Raw genomic sequence first — 20,014 nt, forward strand, 5'->3', positions numbered from 1 at the left:
CTCGACTACCGGCCTACCCCTGGTTCCCACCCGCCAATTCTACAATTAATCAACTAATTTACGGCGCAGGACACTAGATCCGTGCGGTGTCATGAAGTTCCCGGTGTTCCAGGGGTTTTGACGCCGGACCAATGTCTGTTGACCGCGAAATCCATCGCCGAGACCCAGGAACCGGACGGGGCTCTCCCCTGGTTCGTCGGAGGGCACACCGACCCGTGGGACCACGTCGAAAACGCCATGGCGCTGTCCGCCGCGGGCCTGATCGAGCCCGCACGGGCCGCGTTCGAATGGTGCCGGACCACACAGCGAGCCGACGGATCCTGGCCGATCCAAATCCGCCGGGGCGTCGTCGAAGACCCCAACACTGACAGTAATTTCTGTGCCTACGTAGCTACCGGTGTCTGGCATCATGTGATGGTCACCCGCGATCGGCATTTCGCGGTCGAGATGTGGCCGGTAGTCAGTCGAGCGATCGACCTCGTGCTGTCGATGCAGTTCGGCGACGGCGAAATCGCCTGGGCGGCCAGTAGCTCGGGCGTAATCGAGGAGGCCTTGCTGACCGGGTGCGCGAGCATCTATCACAGCATCCGGTGCGCGCTGGCGCTCGCGAGGTACCTCGACGAATCACAGCCCGAGTGGGAAGTTGCGCTCGGTCGGCTGGGACACGTGATCGCCGAACATCCAGAGGCTTTCAACGCCAAGGACACCCACGCGATGGAGTGGTACTACCCCGTGCTCGGCGGCGCGGTCCGAGGGCCCGCGGCCCACGCACGTATCGCCGCCCGCTGGGACGAATTTGTGGTACCCGGATTGGGCATCCGGTGTGTCGATCACAGGCCCTGGGTCACCGGTGCGGAGACCTGTGAGTTGGTGATGGCACTCGACGCAATCGGCGAATCAGCCAGGGCCCGCATACAGTTCGCCAACATGCAGCATCTCCGGGAAGAGGACGGGTCCTACTGGACCGGCCTGGTGTACGCCGACGGCAAACGCTGGCCGGTCGAGCGCAGCACCTGGACGGGTGCCGCGATGGTGCTGGCTGCGGACGCACTGTCACGCACAACGCCGGCCAGCGGCATCTTCCGCGGAGACGACTTGCCTCGCGGACTGCACGGCGCGTTCGACTGCGCCTGCGCGGCCCGCTGACGGCGGATCGTCTAGAGCGCCGACCCCGGTACTCCGGAGCGTCGCTCCAGGATTCGCATCGATCCATGCACCGCGATCTCCGCGAAATCGCCCGTGGCGAGCGCCCTTTCGTAGATATGAAACGGCGCTTGGCCGCCATCCTGCGGGTCGGGGAACACGTCGTGGATGACAAGCGCACCGCCGACCTCAACCCAGCGCGCCCAGCCATCGAAGTCCCGCTGGGCGGCCTCTTCGGTGTGTCCACCGTCTATGAACAGGAACCGCAATGGTGTTCGCCACGACCGCGATACCACCGCCGACTTCCCTACTACCGCGACCACATGCTCGTCCAGCCCTGCGGCATCCAGCGTGTGGCGTAGTCGGGGCAGCGTATCGAACAGGCCCGTGACGGCATCGACCATCGAGCTGTCGTGATACTCCCAGCCGGCCTGGTGCTCCTCAGAGCCATGATGGTGGTCGATCGTGTAGATCACGCCGCCGGTCTGCAGCGCCGCTGCGCCGAGCATGACGGTCGACTTGCCACAGTAGGTGCCGATCTCGACACCGGTACCGGCACCGAGGTAGCGCACCGCCGCGTCGTACAAGGCCCGACCTTCGTCGGCCGGCATGAAGCCGGTGACGCTGTCGGCCAGGTCGAACAGGTGGGCCACGTCCGGCGGCAAAACAGCTTCGGCCCTAGTCATATCGGGCAACTTACCGGACGGGCGCCAGGCGATGTAACGGCGTCCGAGGACGGCGCCAGAGCCTGGCGAAGCTCATGCCGGTGCCTCAGATTTTCAGCGCGCAGCGCATCCGTCCGCGGCACCCTGGTTGGCAAGCTCGCCGCTTGCGATCTGGCCGGCGGCGGCGCCGTAGGCAACGTTCAGGGTTTTGATTCCATTGATCCATCCCGACCGAAGCCGTTGGGGCTCAGCCAACTTGGAGATATCGGGCAGCTGGTCGGCGATCTCGTTGAAGATGAGTTTGATTTCCATCCGCGCCAGGTTCGCGCCAATGCAGTAGTGGGCCCCGTTGCCCCCGAAACTGAGGTGCGGGTTGGGATTGCGCAGGATGTCGAACTCGAAGGGCTTGTCGAACACCGCCTCATCGAAGTTCGCCGAACTATAGAAGAGTCCGACGCGCTGGCCTTGGCGAACGCTGACCCCACCAACTTCAGTATCGACGAGCGCGGTGCGCTGAAAACAATGCACGGGACTCGCCCATCGGATGATCTCATCAACGGCGGTGTCAGGACGTTCTCGCTTGAACAGCTCCCACTGATCGGGGCGGTCGAAGAACGCGTTCATCCCATGAGTGATGGCGTTGCGCGTAGTTTCGTTGCCGGCGACGGCCAGCAAGATTACGAAGAACGCGAACTCGACGTCGCCGAGCGCGTCTCCCTCGACGTCCGCTTCGATCAGACGCGTCACGATGTCGTCGGCCGGACAGCGCCGCCGCTCCTCGGCCATTGCGTAGGCGTAGGCCATCAGCTCGGCGTTGGCCACCGCTGGATCACCCTCGAAATCGGGATCGTCGGTGTTCATGATGGAATTGGTCAACGCGAACAACTTTTCGCGGTCGGCTTCTGGCACACCGATGAGGTCCGCGATCGCCTGCAGCGGCAAGCTCATCGCGACATCGTCGACGAAGTTGCCGCTGTCCTTCGACGCGGCGGTGCGCACGATTTCATGTGCCGCTACGGCGAGCTTGCCTTCCAAGTGAGCAACGGCTCGCGGTGTGAACAACTTTGAGACGAGTTTGCGCAGCCTGGTGTGAGCCGGTGCGTCGTGGTTGATCAGCAGCGCTTTGGTCAGGTCCAGTTCGTCGGCGGTGACGCCGTCGGGCAGCCGCATGACTGCGCCCTTGCGGTTGGTTGACCACAGCTCACCATTGCGGGAAATGGCTTTCACGTCCTCGTGGCGGCTGACAACCCAGTACCCACCGTCGTCGAAGATCGATTCCCGCTGGGCGTTCCACCACACCGGCGCGGTTCGACGGAGCTCGGCGAACTGGGTGACCGGCAGCCCTGCCAGCAATACGTCGGGGTCGGTGAAGTCAAAGCCGGGGCCAAATGGGCACGTCGTCGTAGTCATCCAGGTTGCCTCCGCTCGCCAATTACCGCGATCATACAGATGGTTGTGGATTGTATGACCTAGTGCCTCGGGTTGTCGATGCAGGGGATCAGCGCTGGTGGCCTGGCGTTATCCTCTGGGGACAGAGAGCAGTCCGATCGCAAGGGAGGCCCGGGTGCGAACCCGTGGATGGGGTGGCGACGTTCCCGCCAGCGACGACGAAGCGATCGCGCGCATCATCGCCGCCACTCGCTCGAGCATCGATCAACGCGGTGAACGGGTCAGCTTGGCCGATGTCGCCCGCACGCTCAACGTGACGCGACAAACGATCTACCACTATTTCGGCTCGACGGACGAGCTGTTGCACGCGACGGCGGCCGATGCCACAGGCGAATTCATGACTCAGCTGTCGGTGGCGCTGTCGGGCATCACCGACCCTGCTGTGGCCATCATCGACGGCATCGCCTTGACCATGGAGCGCTTGCCCAAAGACCCGTATATCGGGCTGATGCTACGAGCGCCGCGCAATGCGGCCGTCGCAGAGAAAGTCTCGATGGCGAATGATACTGCAGCCATGTTCGGCCGTTTTATCCTCGATCGCCTCGACGTCGATTGGTCGTCATGTGTGCCCTCAGCCCAAGACGACGTCTTGGAGATCGTATTGCGAACCTTGCAGACGTTCATCATGTCCCCGCCCACCGGCGGCGGCACCGAATTGCGCCGGCTGTTGAACGTCTGGATCGCCCCCGCCGTCAGAGCCTTGCAGTACGACGAGCGCTGATCAACAGTCGTCTCGCTAGAACGCTCCCGACGAGGGTCTCGGCAGGTCGACCCGCGACGAACGTGGGCTTGTCTTAACGGGGGACGGTTCCGTCGACGCCCCGAATCGAAGGCTGCGATGGGCCTGGAAGTAGCGGGATCGGTTACGTGCGTGCGCGCAGGCCAGGGCCGCGCAGCAAATTTCAGAATTTTCGCGACATCGCGACAATCTAGAACATACACTCCCGTACGTAGTGTATGACCATGGCTAGATGTCGTACCGAGCCGGCGGTATTTCACGACAGGAATGCCGCCATTGGCAACGGTCGCCGGTGCGAGCACGTGCGGAGGACTGCATTGCTGTACAACGTGATTCAGCTGGGATGGCACCGTTACGCCTCCGCCCAACAGCCATCCGCGGGGTGTGTCCGTGGCTATCCGTGAACTCAATCGCACCCGCGCCCGCATCGCGGCAGCGGTGCTGATCAGCATCATCGTGGCCGCGGTGGTCTTCACGTACCTGTCGTACACCGCGGCATTCACCCCCACTGACACCGTCTCGGTGATGGCGCCCCGCGCCGGTCTGGTGATGGACCCTGATGCCAAGGTGAAATACCGCGGCATCCAGGTCGGCAAGGTCGAGCGGATCGACTACGCCGGCGACCAGGCGAAGCTCAAACTCGCCGTGCTGAGCGACCAGATGCGGTACATCCCGTCGAACGCCCGGGTCCGGCTGGGCAGCACGACGGTGTTCGGCGCCAAGTCCGTCGAATTCCTGCCGCCGGAGCATCCGTCGAAGGAATCGATGCGTCCCGGCGCGCAGGTGCAGGCCAAGGACGTGCAGCTGGAGATGAACACCGTCTTCCAGACGCTGACCGACCTGCTCGACAAGATCGACCCGGTCAACCTCAACGCCACGGTGACCGCGCTCGGCGAAGGCCTGCGGGGCCACGGCGACGACGCCGGCGCCGCCGCGGCCGGGCTGAGCAAATACCTGCAGTACTTCAACCCCAAGCTGCCGACCCTGCAGCAGGACTTCAAGGACACCGCCACGGTCGCCGGCATCTACGGCGACGCCGCGCCCGACCTGGCGAAGATCTTCGACAATGCGCCGACGGTCAGCACGACACTGACCGAACAGCAGCAAGACCTCAACGCCGCGCTGCTCGCGTCCACCGGGTTCGCCAACAACGCCTACGCGACCATCTCCCCGGCCGCCGACGACTACATCGCCGCCATCCAGCGGCTGCGCGCGCCGCTGAAAGTCCTCGGCGACTACTCACCCGAACTGCCCTGCCTGCTACAAGGTGTGTCAAAAGCAGTGAGCCGCTTCGGCCCGGTGTTCGGCGGCATCAAGCCCGGCCTGTTCGTCGCTGCGAACTTCTTCCCCGGCGCACCCAACTACACCTACCCGGAGAGCCTGCCGATGGTGAACGCCTCCGGCGGCCCGAACTGCCGTGGCCTTCCGGACATGCCGTCCAAGCAGTTCGGCGGCTCCTGGTACCACTCACCGTTCCTGGTGACCGACAACGCCTACATCCCGTTCCAGCCCAACACCGAGTTGCAGTTCGACGCTCCCTCGACGCTGCAGTTCCTCTTCAACGGTGCCTACGCAGAGAGGGACCGTTACTGACCAGTCACGACCCGCGGACTGTATGCAGCGCACTCACTGACGGAGAAGTTTGCGGGGAAGCTATTGGCTGCGGGCTGGCCTGTAACTATCGCGCCCCGCAGCTGGCCCGCCATTCGACAAGAGGCTGGAATGCGCACGCGCACAACGAAAATCATGCCGTGCCGAAATGCCGGCCATCCTCGCCGCATCTCGATCGCGTATTGCCACATGGGCGCTAAGCGTGCCGCGACGTCACGCCCCCGTCGACCACGATCTGGGTGCCGGTGATGAACGATGCCTTCGGCGACATGAGGAACGCGACGGCCGCACCGATCTCCTCGGGCTGCCCCAGCCGGCCGAGCGGCGCCGCTGACACGAACGCCGACTTGACCTCGGGAACAGCCAAGGCGTCGGCCAGCATCGGGGTATCGATGAACCCGGGGCACACCGCGTTGACGCGAATTCCCAAGGGCCCCAACTGGCCTGCCATCGACCGGGTCAGCCCGAGCAGGCCGGCCTTCGACGCGCAGTACGCCGGGATTAACGGATTACCAACCAGCCCTTCGATACTCGAGATCCCCACGATCGCCGGAGCGGCACCGGCAGCCAGCGCCTTCTCGAAATGCGGCAGCAGCAGTTGGGACAGCAGCGCCTGCGCGCGCAGGTTCACGTCGACGACGGCATCCCAGGATTCGATGGTGAACATCCCCACCGGCTCCGGCAGCACCCGGCCCGCGGCATGCACCAGCCCGTCGATGCCGTCCATCGCCGCGGCGGCCTGCTCGACGGCGGTGGCCATGGAGTCGGTGTCACTGACGTCGACGACGACGCCGTGCGCCCCGAGCAACTCGGCCACCGCCACTACTGAAGGTGAAAGGTCGAACAGCGACACCGCGCGACCGTCGGCGATCAGCGCCTTCGCCGACGCCAGGCCGATACCGGACGCACCACCGGTGACCACCACACCACTCATGTCAGACCTTTCAATACGCTCCGCTTAGTAGCGGAATACCGATCGGCTCGGACACTACGCGATACCGGCCCGCCTCAGCGTTTCAACGCCCGAATTCATAGCGACTCGTGGTTGGCTCGAAGGGCCATGACGAAACGTACTGCGCTGCTGCTGACCTGCACGCTGCTCCTGGGCGCCACCGGATGCTCGATGTTCGGCGGCCCGGAACCCGAGGACGCCTTCAACGCGTTTGCTGATGCGTTGCACCGCAAGGACTCCGGCGCGGCCGCCAAGGACACCACCGATGCGAGCGCATCGGAACCGGCCATCAAGTCCATGTTCGACGGCATGGGCAAAAACGCCACCGTCGATGTCAAGGCCACACCCGGCGACGGCGACAACAAGTCGACCGCCAAGCTCGCCTACACCTGGTCGTTCGGGCCCGGCCGCGAATTCCGTTACGACACAACGGCTATTGCCACCAAGGTTGGTGAGGACTGGAAAATTCGCTGGGCCCCGGCGCTTTTGCATCCCAAGCTCCGGCAGGGCGGGACGTTCCAGTTCAGCGAAGACAAAGCGCTGCTGACGCCCGTCGTCGACCGCAACGGCCAACCGCTGCTGAACTGGCAGACCGTCGGCGTCATCACCCTCAGCCGCGACCACCTCGACTCCGCCGCGGCACTGGCTCCGGTGGTTGCCCGGTTCGACGAGACGATCACCGGCGACTCGATCACCAATGAGTTCAACGGGAATCAGGATGACCGTGTCACCGTCGTCAAGCTCCGTGAGGCGGACCTCGCCCAGGTCGCCGACGAGCTCACCCAGATCCCCGGCGTCACCGTCACCAAGCAGGGCGCGCTGCTGACCGCCGACCCGAACCTGCACTCGCCGGCCATCAGCGGCCTGCCGGAGGTGTGGCAGAAGGCCATCGATGCGACCGCCGGCTGGTCGGTGGATCTGGTTGACGACCAAGGGCAGCCCACTGACGAGCTCGCGAACAACGCCCCCGCCGACACCAAACCCGTCCGCACCACCTTGGACCCGCGCCTGCAGCTCCTCGCGCAGCACGCCGTGGCCACCGATCCCCGCCCCACCGTGCTCGTCGCCATCGCGCCCAGCACCGGCGCCATCCTCGCGGCGGCCCAGAACGACGCGGCCAACGCGCAGGGGCCCATCGCCTTCACGGGCCTCTACCCGCCGGGGTCGACGTTCAAGACCGTCACCACCGCGGCCGCCCTCGAGAAGGGCCTCGCGAAGGCCGACTCCCCCGAGCCCTGCCCGGGCACGACGACGATCGAGAACCGCACCATCCCCAACGAGGACAAGTTCGACCTCGGCACCGTCCCGCTCGAGCAGGCCTTCGCGCATTCCTGCAACACCACCATGGGCGCACTGGCCGACAAGCTGCCCGCCGACGCGCTGCCCAACACCGCCAAGAACCTCGGCATCGGCGTCGACTTCGTCATCCCCGGCATCACGACGGTGACGGGCAAGGTGCCCAACGCCGACACCCCGGCGCAGCGCGTCGAGAACGGCATCGGCCAGGGCACCGTCACCGTCAGCCCGTTCGGATTGGCCGTCGCCGAGGCCAGCCTCGCGCACGGATCGACCATCACGCCCACGCTGCTGCCCGGCCAGCAGACCACCGCCAGTGCGCAGTCGACCCCGATCGACAAGCCGACCGCCGACGCCCTGCGGGCCATGATGCGGCTGACCGTCACCGACGGCACCGCGTCCGCGCTCAAGGACATCGACGGGCTCGGCGGGAAGACCGGAACAGCCGAATTCGGCGACAACGCCCACTCGCACGGCTGGTTCGCGGGCATCGTCGGCGACCTCGCGTTCGCGACGCTGGTCGTCGGCGGAGATTCGTCGGCACCCGCAGTGGCCGTCAGCGGGGACTTCCTGCGTGCGGCGCTGGCCGGATAACGGCGTGCCAATTTCGCCAACTGCCCCGGTCCTTGGGATTCTTGGCTGATGCGGGTTGACGGACGCGAAGTCGCGGTCTCGGGCAGCCTGCTGCAACCGATCACCCGCCGGACCAATGACATCCTGCGGCTGGTGGCCGCGACAGCGTTCCTGGTCACCGTCGTCACCAGCTCGCTGATCACCCGCAACGACTGGGTCCGGCTGGAACGGTCGGTGTCGCGGATCGTCGGCGTGCTCACGCCGACGCAGTCGAATCTGGTCTACATCGCCTACGCCATCGCGATCCTGGCGCTGCCGTTCGTCATCCTGCTGAGCCTGCTGGTCACGAAGCAATGGAAGCTGCTCGGTCCGTACGCCGCCGCCGGCCTGATCGCCGTGCTGTCGCTGTCCATCAACTCCAACGGCATCGCGGCGCCCAACTGGCATTTCGACCTCTCCGACCGCCTCAACACCGTCTTCTCCCAGTTCCTCGACGACCCGCGCTGGATCGCGCTACTGGCCGCGGTGCTGACGGTGTCCGGCCCGTGGCAGCCGGCCCGGCTGCGCCGCTGGTGGTGGACGCTGCTGCTGGCGTTCGTGCCGATCCACCTCGTGGTCAGCGCCATCGTGCCGGCGCGATCGCTGCTGGGCCTGGCCGTGGGATGGTTCGTCGGCGCGCTGGTGGTGCTGGTCAGCGGCACCCCGGCGCTCGAGGTTCCACTTGCGGGCGGCGTCCAGGCGCTGGCCCGCCGCCAGTTCGAGGTGTCGGCGCTGACGGTCATCCGGCCGGCCGGCGCCGGGCCGCTGGTGCTCAGCGCCGATTCGGCCGACGGCACGCGCGCCGTCGTCGAGCTGTACGGGCCGAACCAACGCGTGGGCGGCGCCATGAGCCAGCTGTGGCGCAAGATCACGCTGCGCAACGACGAGACCGCGCCCCTGCAGACCTCGATGCGCCGCGCCGTCGAACACCGCGCGCTCATGACCATCGCCGTCGGCGACCTCGACCTCGCGAACACCCGGACCATCGCGCTCGCGGCCCTCGACCGTGGCTGGACGATGTTCGCGCACACGCCGGCGAGCGGCGCTCCGCTGACCAACGAGACTTCGGTCGCCGATGTGTGGCGTGCGCTGGGCGCGCTGCACCACCACCAGATCTCGCACGGCGACCTGCGGGCGTCGGAGCTGACGGTCGACGACCGCACGGTGCTGTTCGGCGGGTTGGGCAACTCCGAATACGGCGCGTCCGACGTGCAGCTGCAATCCGACGTCGCGCAACTGTTGGTGACGACGACGGCCATGTACGACGCCGAGGAGGCGGTCGCCGCGGCCATCGAGCAGTTCGGCGAGGACACCGTGCTGACCGCGTCGCGCCGGCTGACCAAGTCGGCGATGCCGCTGCGGCTGCGCGAGTCGATCCCCGATTCGCGCGCTGTGATCACCGCGGCCCGCGACGAGGTGAAGCACCAGACCGGCGCCGACCGCATCCAGACCGAGACCATCACCCGCTTCACCCGCAACCAGGTCATCCAGCTGGTCCTGCTCATCGCGCTGGTGTACGTCGCCTACCCGTTCATCAGCACGGTGCCGACCTTCTTCTCCGAGCTGCGGTCCGCCAACTGGTGGTGGGCGCTGCTCGGCCTTGCGGTGTCGGCGCTGACGTACGTGGGCGCCGCGGCGGCGTTGTGGGCCAGCGCCTCGGAGTCGGTGAGTTTCAAGAACCTGACCATCATGCAGGTGGCCAACACCTTCGCCGCGACGACGACGCCCGCCGGCGTCGGTGGCCTGGCGCTCAGCACGCGGTTCCTGCAGAAGGCCGGGCTCGGCGCCTTGCGCGCGACGGCCGCGGTGGCGCTGCAGCAGTCGGTTCAGGTGCTCACGCACGTGGCACTGCTGATCTTCTTCAGTGCGGCGGCAGGCGCGTCAGCCGATCTGTCGCACTTCGTGCCGTCGTCGACGGTCCTGTATCTGATCGCCGGTGCGGCACTGGGTGTGGTCGGCACGTTCATGTTGGTGCCGCGGGCCCGGCATTGGCTCGGCACCTCGGTGCGGCCGCGCCTCACCGAGGTGTGGGCCGACCTGGTCAACCTCGCCCGCGAACCGCGGCGCCTCGGGCTGATCGTGTTGGGTTGCGCGGCAACGACTCTCGGAGCGGCACTGGCCCTGTGGGCGAGCGTCGAGGCCTTCGGCGGGTCGACGTCGTTCGTGACGGTGTGCGTCGTGACGATGATCGGTGGGACGCTCGCCTCGGCCGCCCCGACCCCCGGCGGTGTGGGCGCCGTGGAGGCCGCGCTGATCGGTGGTCTGGCCGCGTTCGGTCTGCCCGCTGCCGTCGCGGTGCCGTCGGTACTGCTCTACCGGGTGCTCACGTGCTGGCTGCCGGTGTTCATCGGCTGGCCCGTCATGCGCTGGCTGACCGAGAAGGACATGATCTGAGTCGCGACTGCGGTCCGGCCGAAATGGACGCCAACGCCCGCGCGGCCCGCGGCGTGTCGTCGTCGGCGTGTCGTTCTGTCTTGTGACACCTGCGATCTGAAGGCGTCAGCTTTCCTTGACGGGTCAAGGAAAGCTGACGCCTCCCAGCGAAACATGCCAAGAGAGACAGGTGCCGAAGCACGGCTGCGGCCATCCGTCTCGGCAACGCACTACATCTTGGCGAGCATGCCGTTCATCGTGGTGATCTCGGCCTGCTGCGTGGTGACGATCGATTCCGCCATCTTCTTGGCGTCGGCGTTGGTGCCGTTCTTCAGCTCGTCATTGGCCATGGTGATGGCGCCCTGGTGATGCTCGACCATCATCTGCAGCCACATCTTGTCGAATGCCGCGCCGGACAGACCCGTCAGCTCGGTCATCTGCTGCGGGGTCATCAGGCCCGGCATCGAGTGGCTCATGGTGGCCGACGGCGCGGGCTTGCCGAAGCCGGCGAGCAGCGTCGTCATCTGCTGCATCTCAGGGGCCTGCGCCTTCTCGATGGCAGCGGCGAGATCCTTGACCTGCTGGTTCTGCGAGCGGGTCGGGACCAGCTTGGCCATCTCGACGGCCTGCGCGTGGTGCGGGTACATCATCTGCAGGAACATCACGTCGGCGTCGTTGAAGGTGGCGGCCGGCGCAGCGCTGGTGCTGGAACCCGACATCCCCGGCATCGAGTGCCCGGGCATGTCGTGGCCCGACATCGGCATGGACGAGGTGGTGGCGGAGACCGTCGAGGCCTGCTCGTTCGGCGGGCTACAGGCCGCGAGTGCGATGGCAGCAGCGGTTCCGGCGACAGCGATAGATGCGATTTTGAACATGGTTGAACTCCTTGAAGATTGGATGGGTTGACGCGGGGCGCGGCCCATCAGATTCGAAGGAGCGACAGTTCCGCGAGAGTGAGCACCGTCCAGGGCGGGGCTCTTTGCCTGCGCCGCAACGCCTGTCGGATACGGGCCTGCACGCTGCGCTCGGGCGCGACGCCGAGCCAGTACAGCAAAGCCAGACCCAGGATGGTCAGCAGCTCGGTCATGACGAAGACGCAGGCGTGAAAACCGTTGTGTCCGTTGCAGTCGCAGGCATCCGACATGGACGTTTGCACCGCCGGGACACTCGCTTGCTGATGCACAGCCGTCTGCGGATGATGCGACGGACCGTGTGCCGACGTGACGATCAGCGAATGCATGCCGATAATGCCCGCGATCAGAGCAAGCACGCCGACGACGTGTAATCGCGTGCTGCGATGCGTCACGTCGGCCTCCGGTTCAAGTATCGGTCTGCAAATCATAGTACCCGGTGGGGGTATATCTGCGGGAATAAATCTCGCGGTCGCCGCCGACCAGACCGCGATCGGGCGCCCATCGTCGGTGGGCCGCGTCACATCACTATTCCCGCAGTGGCGACTTTCACCGTTATTGGACTCGTCGGTTAGTTAGCCCCGCTACTAGTGTCGACATATGGGTCGGGAAGCCTTGAGTCACAGCATTATTGGCGCAGCTGAATCGCTGGACCAATACGTTCAGCCGGACGGCCGGATCGTCATACCTGACGGCATCACGCTGACGTCGTTCCTGGAACGCAACCGCGCGGCGATGGGCGACAGCCCGTCGTACCGGTTCATCGACTACGCGCAGAACCCCGACGGCGAGATCATCGAACTGAGCTGGAACGGCCTGTGGGCTCAGGTCAACGCCGTCGCGGCCCGGCTCCAGCAGGTCACCGCGCCCCGCGACCGGGTCGCGATCCTCGCGCCCCAGGGCGTCGACTACGTCGCGGCGTTCTTCGCGGCCGTGCACGCCGGGAACATCGCCGTCCCGCTGTTCGCGCCCGCCCTGGCCGGGCACGCCGAGCGCCTCGCCGCGGTCCTGGCCGATGCCAAGCCGTCGGTGGTGCTGACCACCACCGCGGCCGCCGAAGCGGTCCGCACGTTCATCAAGACGCTGCCCGCCGCGCAGCGCCCGCGAGTGATCGCTGTCGACGCCGTGCCGGACACCCTCGCCGAGATGTACGTCGCCCCGGACGCTCACACCGACGATGTCGCGTACCTGCAGTACACCTCGGGCTCGACGCGCACCCCCGCCGGCGTGGAGATCACGCATCGGAACGTGTGCACCAACGTCATTCAGATGATCCTGGCCGGCGGCCTGGACACCGACATCCGCAGTGTCAGCTGGCTGCCGCTCTATCACGACATGGGCCTGATCATGATCATGTTCCCCGCGCTGTGCGGCGGACAGATCAGCCTGATGGACCCCATGGCGTTCGTGCGGCGGCCCTACCGGTGGATCCGGCGCCTGGCCGACGAGGCCGCACACGGCCGGACGTTCGCGGCCGCACCCAATTTCGCCTTCGAACTGTGTGCGCAGCGCGGCCTGCCGCCCGCCGGTGAGCCGCTCGACCTCAGCAATGTGGTGACGCTGCTCAACGGTTCCGAGCCGGTGACGCTACCGTCCATCGAGCAGTTCATGGACGCGTTCACGCCGTACGGGCTGCCCGAGACGGTGGTCAAGCCGTCGTACGGCATGGCCGAGGCCACGCTGTCGGTCGCCAGCATCGGCGCGGACGAAAAGCCGTGCGCCACATATCTGGACCGCGAGGAGCTCGCAGCGGGCCGGGCCGTCGTCGTCGGCCGGCACGCGGACGGCGCCGTCCCCCACGTGTCGTGCGGGCAGGCCATCCCCGACCAGTGGGTGACGATCGTGACCCCCGACGGCGACGAGGCCCCCGACGGCGTCGTCGGCGAAATCTGGTTGCACGGCAACAACATCGGCCGCGGTTACTTCGGCCGGCCCGAGGAGTCCGAGCGGGTGTTCGGCAACAAGCTGCAGACCCGCCAGACCGTCAGCCACGCCGACGGCGCCGAGGACAACGCATTGTGGTTGGCGACAGGCGATCTGGGCGTTTACGTCGGCGGCGAGCTGTTCGTGACCGGCCGCATCAAGGATCTCGTCATCGTCGACGGGCGCAACCACTACCCGCAGGACATCGAGGCGACCGTCAGCAAGGCGTCGCCCGCCGTGCGCTCCGGCTACGTGACAGCCTTTGCTGTGCCTGGTGATTCGGGTGAACAACTGGTCGTGGTGGCCGAGCGCGCGGTGGGTGCGGGCCGCGCCGAATTGGGGCCGGTGGCCGAGGCGGTGCGGGCCGCAGTGTCGCGTCATCACCAGGTCCGCGTCGCCGAGGTGCGGCTGGTCGCGGCCGGCCGCATCCCGCGTACGACCTCGGGAAAGCTGGCCCGCAGCGCCGCGCGGGCGGAGTTTCTGGCCGGTCAATTCGACTAGCGATCGCCGCGCCGGGCGCTGTTGCGGCACTGTAGATTTGGGGCCGCAGCAGCCCACTGGGGCGCGAGTCATGAGAGTTAACAGAACGTTATTTGTCGATCGCGCCAATTTGCGTCGCCGTGCTCGCCGCTCGTGTTGGATAGCGGGGTAGCCCCGCAGTCGGGGCCCATTCCTCCGATGGGAGCACCGAGATGACGGACCAGCGGCCCGACATCGTCATCCTCATGACCGACGAAGAGCGCGCCATCCCGCCGTACGAAACCGACGACGTTCTCGACTGGCGTCACCGGACCCTCACGGGCCGGCGGTGGTTCGACGAGAACGGCGTGCGCTTCACGCGGCACTACACCGGCTCGCTGGCGTGTGCGCCCAGCCGGCCGACGCTCTTCACCGGCCAGTACCCCGACCTGCACGGCGTCACGCAGACCGACGGCCTCGGCAAGCGGTACGACGACTCGCGGCTGCGGTGGCTGCGCCAGGGCGAGGTGCCGACGCTGGGCAACTGGCTGCGCGCCGCCGGGTACGACACGCACTACGACGGCAAGTGGCACATCTCGCACGCCGACCTCGAGGACCCCAAGACCGGCAAGCCGCTCGCCACCAACGACGCCGACGGTGTCGTCGACCCCGTGGCCGTGCAGGCCTACCTCGACGCCGATCCGCTCGGGCCGTACGGCTTCTCCGGCTGGGTCGGGCCCGAACCGCACGGAGCGGCCATGTCCAACAGCGGTTTTCGGCGGGACCCGCTGGTGGCCGACCGCGTCGTCGCCTGGCTCGAAGACCGCTACGCGCGGCGACGCGCCGGCGACCCGGAGGCGCTGCGGCCGTTCCTGCTCGTGGCCAGCTTCGTCAATCCCCATGACATCGTGCTGTTCCCGGCCTGGGTGCGCCGCAGTCCGCTGCTCGACTACCCCGTCCTCGAGCCGCCGCACGTGCCTGCGGCGCCGACCGCCACGGAGGATCTGAGCGACAAGCCGGCCGCACAGGCCGCCTTCCGCGAGGCCTACTACTCCGGTTACGGCCCGGCCGCGGTGATCGAACGCACCTACCGGCGCAACGCCCAGCAGTACCGCGACCTCTACTACCGGCTGCACGCCGAGGTCGACGGCCCGCTCGATCGGGTGCGCCGCGCCGTCACCGAGAACGGATCCGAAAACGCCGTGCTGGTGCGGACTTCCGATCACGGCGACCTGCTCGGCGCGCACGGCGGGCTGCACCAGAAGTGGTTCAACCTGTACGACGAGGCGACGCGCGTGCCGTTCGTCATCGCCCGGATCGGCGCCGACGCGACCGCCCCGCGCGAAGTCAACGCGCCCACCTCCCACGTCGACCTGGTGCCGACGCTGCTCGGCGCGGCCGGCGTCGACGTCGCCGCGACCGCCGTAACCCTGGCGGCGGCGTTCACCGAGGTGCATCCGCTGCCCGGCCGCGACCTCATGCCGGTGGTGAACGGTGCTGCGGCCGAGCAGGATCGGACCATCTACCTCATGACGCGCGACAACATCCTCGAGGGCGACACCGGGGCGTCGGGCGCGGCGCAGGCGATCGGCGCCAACACCAATCCGCCTGCGTTGCTGCGGATCAAGGTGCCCGCGAACGTCGCGGCCAACTTCGAGGGGCTGGTCTCGCGCGTCACCAACGCCGAGGCCGCCGGCGGCTCGGGGCACCTGTGGAAGCTGGTCCGTACCTTCGACGATCCGGCGACCTGGACCGAACCTGGCGTGCGCCACCTGGCGGCCAACAGCCGCGGCGGCGACACGTACCGCACCGACCCGCTCGACGACCAGTGGGAGCTCTACGACCTGACCTCGGACCCGATCGAGGCCGTCAACCGCTGGGCCGATCCCAGCCTGCACGAGCTGCGCCGGCATCTGCGGACGCAGCTCAAGCTGGTCCGGACGGCGTCGGTGCCGGAGCGCAATGATCCGTGGCCGTATGTGAGCCGGCGGCCACCGGAGCCGGGCAGCGCCGTCCGCCGCCTGCTGTGCCGGTTCCGCCCGTAGGCAAACCCGCAGGTCACGCGGTCGCGATTACAGGTTTTGCCTGGTCGGCCAATAGCATGGCGGGTGCCATGACCGACACCGCCCCCGCCACCAGTTCCGCCTCCGCGACCGGCTCCGCCGGCCGGGTCGCCACCGAAGCCGCCCGTCGCCGTACGTTCGCCGTCATCAGCCACCCTGACGCCGGTAAATCGACGCTGACCGAGGCGCTGGCCCTGCATGCCCGGGTGATCACCGAGGCCGGCGCGATCCACGGCAAGGCGGGCCGCAAGTCCACGGTGTCGGACTGGATGGAGATGGAGAAGGCCCGCGGCATCTCGATCACCTCCACGGCGCTGCAGTTCCCGTACCGCGACTGTGTCATCAACCTGCTGGACACCCCCGGCCACGCCGACTTCTCGGAGGACACCTACCGGGTGCTGACGGCCGTCGACTGCGCCGTGATGCTCATCGACGCCGCGAAAGGCCTTGAGCCGCAGACCCTGAAGCTGTTCCAGGTGTGTAAGCACCGCGGCATCCCGATCATCACGGTGATCAACAAGTGGGACCGCCCGGGCCGGCACGCGCTGGAGCTGATGGACGAGATCCACGAGCGCATCGGGCTGCGGACGACGCCGCTGACCTGGCCGGTGGGCATCGCCGGTGACTTCAAGGGTGTGATGGACCGCCGCAAGGGCCACTACATCCGCTTCACCCGCACCGCCGGTGGCGCCACCGCCGCGCCAGAGGAGCACATCCCCGCCGACAAGGCGCACGACGCCGCCGAAGGTGACTGGGACACCGCCGTCGAAGAGTCCGAACTGCTGTCGATGGACGGCTCGGACTACGACCGCGAGACCTTTCTGTCCGGTGAGTCCTCGCCGGTGCTGTTCACGTCGGCCGCGCTGAACTTCGGTGTGAACCAGCTGCTCGACGTGCTGGTCGACCTGGCGCCCTCGCCCGGCGCGATCGTCGACGTCACGGGCCAGCCGCGGCCGGTGGATTCGCCGTTCAGCGCGTTCGTGTTCAAAGTGCAGGCCGGCATGGACTCTTCGCACCGCGACCGCATCGCCTACGCGCGGGTGTGCTCGGGCACGTTCGAGCGCGGCGATGTGCTGACCCACGCCGGGACCGGCAAGCCGTTCGTGACCAAATACGCGCAGTCGGTGTTCGGGCAGCAGCGTTCGACGCTCGACGACGCGTGGCCCGGTGACGTGATCGGTCTGGCCAACGCGGCGGCGCTGCGCCCCGGGGACACGCTGTATCGCGATGTGCCCGTGGAGTTTCCGCCGATCCCCAGCTTCTCCCCCGAATACTTCTCGGTGGTCCGCGGCAAGGACCCGAGCAAGCACAAGCAGTTCCGCAAGGGCATCGAGCAGCTCGATCAAGAGGGCGTCGTCCAGGTCCTGCGCTCGGACAAGCGCGGTGAGCAGGCGCCGGTGTTCGCGGCCGTCGGCCCCATGCAGTTCGAGGTCGCCGCGCACCGGATGGCGACCGAGATCGGCGCGGCCATCATGATGGAATCGCTGCCGTACCAGGTGGCGCGGGTCGTCGAGCCCGAGGACGCCGAGTTCATGAGCAAACAGGTGTCCTGCGAGGTGCTGACCCGCTCCGACGGCGTCATGCTTGTGCTGTTCTCGACGCCGTGGCGCCTCGAAGGGTTCCAGCGGGACAATCCGTCCATCAAGCTGCGTTCTCTGGTGGCCGCGGCCGAGAGCTAGCCGCCCCGAAGCTGAGCACGCTTCGTCCCTCAACGCTTACGGTGTAGAGCACCCAAGAGAGAGGACGACGCGTTGGCCGTCACGACCCCCGCCACCCCGACGCTGCGTGAACTGACCGTTCGCGGCATCCTGCTCGGCGGTGTCATCACACTCGTGTTCACCGCCGCCAACGTCTATCTCGGACTCAAGGTCGGCCTGACGTTCGCCACCGCCATCCCGGCCGCGGTGATCTCGATGGCGGTGCTGCGCAGCTTCGCCAACCACTCGATTGTCGAGAACAACATCGTGCAGACGGTGGCGTCGGCGGCGGGCACGCTGTCGGCGATCATCTTCGTGCTGCCCGGGTTGATCATGATCGGCTGGTGGACCGGCTTCCCGTACTGGACCACGGTCGCGGTGTGCGCCGTCGGCGGCACGCTCGGCGTCATGTACTCCATACCTCTGCGCCGGGCCCTGGTCACCGGAACCGATCTGCCCTATCCCGAGGGCGTCGCCGCCGCGGAGGTGCTCAAGGTCGGTGACGGCACCGAGGGCGTGGAGGCCAACCGCACCGGGCTGAAGGTGATCACGTTCGGGTCGGTCGTGTCGGCCGTCTTCGGGTTGCTGGCCAACCTCAAGCTGCTCGCGAATTCGGTTACCGCATATACCCGTATCGGTGCGAGCGGGACGATGTTCAGCGCCGGGCTGTCGATGGCGATGATCGGCGTCGGGCACCTGATCGGTATGACGGTCGGTATCGCGATGCTCGTCGGGCTCGTCATCTCGTTCGGGGTGCTGCTGCCCGTCCGCACCAACGGCGCGCTCACGGGCAGTGAACCGATCGGCGACATCATCGACGGCATCTTCGTGCACGAGGTGCGGTTCGTCGGTGCCGGAGCCATTGCCGTCGCGGCGATCTGGACGCTGCTCAAGATTCTGCGACCCATCCTCAAAGGCGTCACCGATGCGCTGGTGTCGGCGCGGGACCGACGGCGGGGCCAGGTCGTCGAGCTCACCGAGCGCGACATCCCCTTCCCCATGGTCGTCGGCACCGTTGTCGTGATGCTGCTGCCGATCGCCGTCCTGTTGTGGGATTTCAGTCGCGGCACTGTGCTGCAGGGGCATTCGGCCGGCATCATCGCGGCGAGCCTGGTCTTCATCTTTGTCATCGGCCTGGTTATCGCGTCGGTGTGCGGGTACATGGCCGGGCTGATCGGTTCGTCGAACAGCCCGATCTCCGGCGTCGGCATCCTGACGGTGCTCATCGCCGCGGTGCTGATCAAGGTGGTGTTCGGGCGTGCCGACGCCGGCCAGTCGACCGCACTCGTGGCATTCACGCTGTTCGCCGCGGCCATCACCTTCGGCGTCGCGACCATCTCCAACGACAATCTGCAGGACCTCAAGACCGGCCAGCTGGTCGGGGCCACGCCGTGGAAACAGCAGGTGGCGTTGGTGATTGGTGTGGCGTTCGGGTCGGCGATCATTCCGCCGGTGCTCAACCTGATGCAGCGGGCATTCGGGTTCCTCGGTGCTCCAGGGGCCGGCGATCATGCCCTGGCCGCGCCGCAGGCTGCTCTGATTTCGTCGTTGGCCAAGGGCGTGTTCGGAGGGTCGCTGAACTGGGGGCTGATCGGGCTGGGCGCGGTGATCGGGGTGGTGGCGATCGTCGTTGACGAGACCCTCACCCGCACATCACGATTCGCGCTGCCGCCGCTGGCCGTCGGGATGGGCATGTATCTGCCGATGAGCCTGACGCTGATCATTCCGCTGGGTACGCTGCTGGGCTGGTTCTACAACCGCTGGGCTGACCGGACCGGCGGAGATGTGGAGCGCAAGAAGCGGCTCGGCGTGCTGCTGGCGACGGGCATGATCGTCGGCGAGAGCCTCTATGGGGTGGTGTTCGCCGGCTTCGTGGCGGGGACCGGTTCGGATGAGCCGTTCGCGCTGTTCTCCGGCTTCGGCGGATCTCTTCCTGAAGTGATCGGCGTCGTGGCGTTCGCGGCGGTGCTGGCGTGGATGTACAAGCGGACGCGAGTCATTGCGGGGAGCGAGCCAGTGTCGGTTGAACGCTGAGTCGCCTGGCTGCCGCTGATTTCGTGGTGCCTGCGCACGCTGCGGCGGGCCGCCTCTCCTGACATGTTCGATTTGGAGCCGTCAAGG

14 protein-coding genes are annotated in these 20,014 nt (G+C 67.0%); 9 read left to right on the forward strand and 5 right to left on the reverse strand.

Going from position 1 to position 20,014, the window contains the following annotated elements:
* Positions 1-81: 81 nt before the first annotated feature.
* Positions 82-1,146 carry a prenyltransferase gene (locus ACJH6I_RS29650; RefSeq protein ID WP_346415382.1) on the forward strand — a complete coding sequence of 355 codons (1,065 nt, stop codon included), beginning with the start codon at positions 82-84 and terminating at the stop codon, positions 1,144-1,146.
* A gap of 11 nt (positions 1,147-1,157) precedes the next feature.
* Here ACJH6I_RS29650 and ACJH6I_RS29655 read toward each other — a convergent pair whose 3' ends face one another.
* Positions 1,158-1,829, reverse strand: a complete 672-nt coding sequence (locus ACJH6I_RS29655; RefSeq protein WP_346415383.1) for a class I SAM-dependent methyltransferase — start codon at positions 1,827-1,829, stop codon at positions 1,158-1,160.
* Positions 1,830-1,922: 93 nt separating this feature from the next.
* The gene (locus tag ACJH6I_RS29660; protein WP_318985621.1) at positions 1,923-3,218 is read right to left on the reverse strand and encodes a cytochrome P450; all 1,296 of its coding nucleotides are present in this window, start codon (positions 3,216-3,218) and stop codon (positions 1,923-1,925) included.
* 154 nt (positions 3,219-3,372) lie between these two features.
* On the opposite strand from ACJH6I_RS29660, the gene ACJH6I_RS29665 reads away from it, so the two are divergent.
* Together ACJH6I_RS29665 and ACJH6I_RS29670 are read left to right on the forward strand one after the other, a co-directional pair.
* Positions 3,373-3,978 carry a helix-turn-helix domain-containing protein gene (locus tag ACJH6I_RS29665; RefSeq protein WP_318985622.1) on the forward strand — a complete coding sequence of 202 codons (606 nt, stop codon included), beginning with the start codon at positions 3,373-3,375 and terminating at the stop codon, positions 3,976-3,978.
* Positions 3,979-4,386: 408 nt separating this feature from the next.
* On the forward strand, positions 4,387-5,589 hold the full coding sequence (locus ACJH6I_RS29670) for an MCE family protein (protein WP_318985623.1): 1,203 nt from the start codon (positions 4,387-4,389) through the stop codon (positions 5,587-5,589).
* A 214-nt stretch (positions 5,590-5,803) separates the two neighbouring features.
* Here the strand turns inward: ACJH6I_RS29670 and ACJH6I_RS29675 are convergent, their stop codons facing one another.
* Positions 5,804-6,541, reverse strand: coding sequence for an SDR family NAD(P)-dependent oxidoreductase (locus tag ACJH6I_RS29675; RefSeq protein WP_406785077.1), 738 nt, complete (start codon positions 6,539-6,541; stop codon positions 5,804-5,806).
* 126 nt (positions 6,542-6,667) lie between these two features.
* On the opposite strand from ACJH6I_RS29675, the gene ACJH6I_RS29680 reads away from it, so the two are divergent.
* Both ACJH6I_RS29680 and ACJH6I_RS29685 read left to right on the forward strand, forming a co-directional pair.
* Positions 6,668-8,449 (forward strand): penicillin-binding transpeptidase domain-containing protein, encoded by a 1,782-nt coding sequence (locus ACJH6I_RS29680; RefSeq protein ID WP_406785078.1) that lies wholly within the window; start codon positions 6,668-6,670, stop codon positions 8,447-8,449.
* A gap of 48 nt (positions 8,450-8,497) precedes the next feature.
* Positions 8,498-10,861, forward strand: a complete 2,364-nt coding sequence (locus tag ACJH6I_RS29685; protein ID WP_406785079.1) for a lysylphosphatidylglycerol synthase domain-containing protein — start codon at positions 8,498-8,500, stop codon at positions 10,859-10,861.
* Between the two features lie 209 nt (positions 10,862-11,070).
* Here the strand turns inward: ACJH6I_RS29685 and ACJH6I_RS29690 are convergent, their stop codons facing one another.
* Positions 11,071-11,715: a DUF305 domain-containing protein gene (locus ACJH6I_RS29690; RefSeq protein WP_234785584.1), complete on the reverse strand. Its 645-nt coding sequence runs from the start codon at positions 11,713-11,715 to the stop codon at positions 11,071-11,073.
* A gap of 47 nt (positions 11,716-11,762) precedes the next feature.
* The gene (locus ACJH6I_RS29695; protein ID WP_061004332.1) at positions 11,763-12,146 is read right to left on the reverse strand and encodes a DUF6153 family protein; all 384 of its coding nucleotides are present in this window, start codon (positions 12,144-12,146) and stop codon (positions 11,763-11,765) included.
* A gap of 205 nt (positions 12,147-12,351) precedes the next feature.
* Between ACJH6I_RS29695 and ACJH6I_RS29700 the strand changes: the two genes are divergently transcribed.
* The 4 genes from ACJH6I_RS29700 to ACJH6I_RS29715 all read left to right on the forward strand — a co-directional run bounded on the left by ACJH6I_RS29700 (position 12,352) and on the right by ACJH6I_RS29715 (position 19,927).
* The gene (locus tag ACJH6I_RS29700) at positions 12,352-14,175 is read left to right on the forward strand and encodes a fatty acyl-AMP ligase (protein ID WP_406785080.1); all 1,824 of its coding nucleotides are present in this window, start codon (positions 12,352-12,354) and stop codon (positions 14,173-14,175) included.
* A 191-nt stretch (positions 14,176-14,366) separates the two neighbouring features.
* A complete protein-coding gene (locus ACJH6I_RS29705) occupies positions 14,367-16,178 on the forward strand; it encodes a sulfatase-like hydrolase/transferase (RefSeq protein ID WP_406785081.1) in 1,812 nt (603 codons plus the stop codon).
* Positions 16,179-16,246: 68 nt separating this feature from the next.
* Positions 16,247-17,875, forward strand: coding sequence for a peptide chain release factor 3 (locus ACJH6I_RS29710; RefSeq protein ID WP_406785082.1), 1,629 nt, complete (start codon positions 16,247-16,249; stop codon positions 17,873-17,875).
* A 72-nt stretch (positions 17,876-17,947) separates the two neighbouring features.
* Positions 17,948-19,927, forward strand: a complete 1,980-nt coding sequence (locus ACJH6I_RS29715) for an OPT family oligopeptide transporter (protein ID WP_406785083.1) — start codon at positions 17,948-17,950, stop codon at positions 19,925-19,927.
* Positions 19,928-20,014 lie beyond the last annotated feature (87 nt).

It is taken from the genome of Mycobacterium sp. SMC-13 (assembly GCF_045311035.1).
GTDB lineage: Bacteria > Actinomycetota > Actinomycetes > Mycobacteriales > Mycobacteriaceae > Mycobacterium.

Excerpts from the sequence above, each read along its gene's own strand:
- ACJH6I_RS29655 (WP_346415383.1), bottom strand. The coding sequence starts at position 1,829 with ATGACTAGGGCCGAAGCTGTTTTGCCGCCGGACGTGGCCCACCTGTTC.
- ACJH6I_RS29660 (WP_318985621.1), bottom strand. The coding sequence starts at position 3,218 with ATGACTACGACGACGTGCCCATTTGGCCCCGGCTTTGACTTCACCGAC.
- ACJH6I_RS29675 (WP_406785077.1), bottom strand. The coding sequence starts at position 6,541 with ATGAGTGGTGTGGTGGTCACCGGTGGTGCGTCCGGTATCGGCCTGGCG.
- ACJH6I_RS29680 (WP_406785078.1), top strand. The coding sequence starts at position 6,668 with ATGACGAAACGTACTGCGCTGCTGCTGACCTGCACGCTGCTCCTGGGC.
- ACJH6I_RS29685 (WP_406785079.1), top strand. The coding sequence starts at position 8,498 with ATGCGGGTTGACGGACGCGAAGTCGCGGTCTCGGGCAGCCTGCTGCAA.
- ACJH6I_RS29690 (WP_234785584.1), bottom strand. The coding sequence starts at position 11,715 with ATGTTCAAAATCGCATCTATCGCTGTCGCCGGAACCGCTGCTGCCATC.
- ACJH6I_RS29700 (WP_406785080.1), top strand. The coding sequence starts at position 12,352 with ATGGGTCGGGAAGCCTTGAGTCACAGCATTATTGGCGCAGCTGAATCG.
- ACJH6I_RS29705 (WP_406785081.1), top strand. The coding sequence starts at position 14,367 with ATGACGGACCAGCGGCCCGACATCGTCATCCTCATGACCGACGAAGAG.
- ACJH6I_RS29710 (WP_406785082.1), top strand. The coding sequence starts at position 16,247 with ATGACCGACACCGCCCCCGCCACCAGTTCCGCCTCCGCGACCGGCTCC.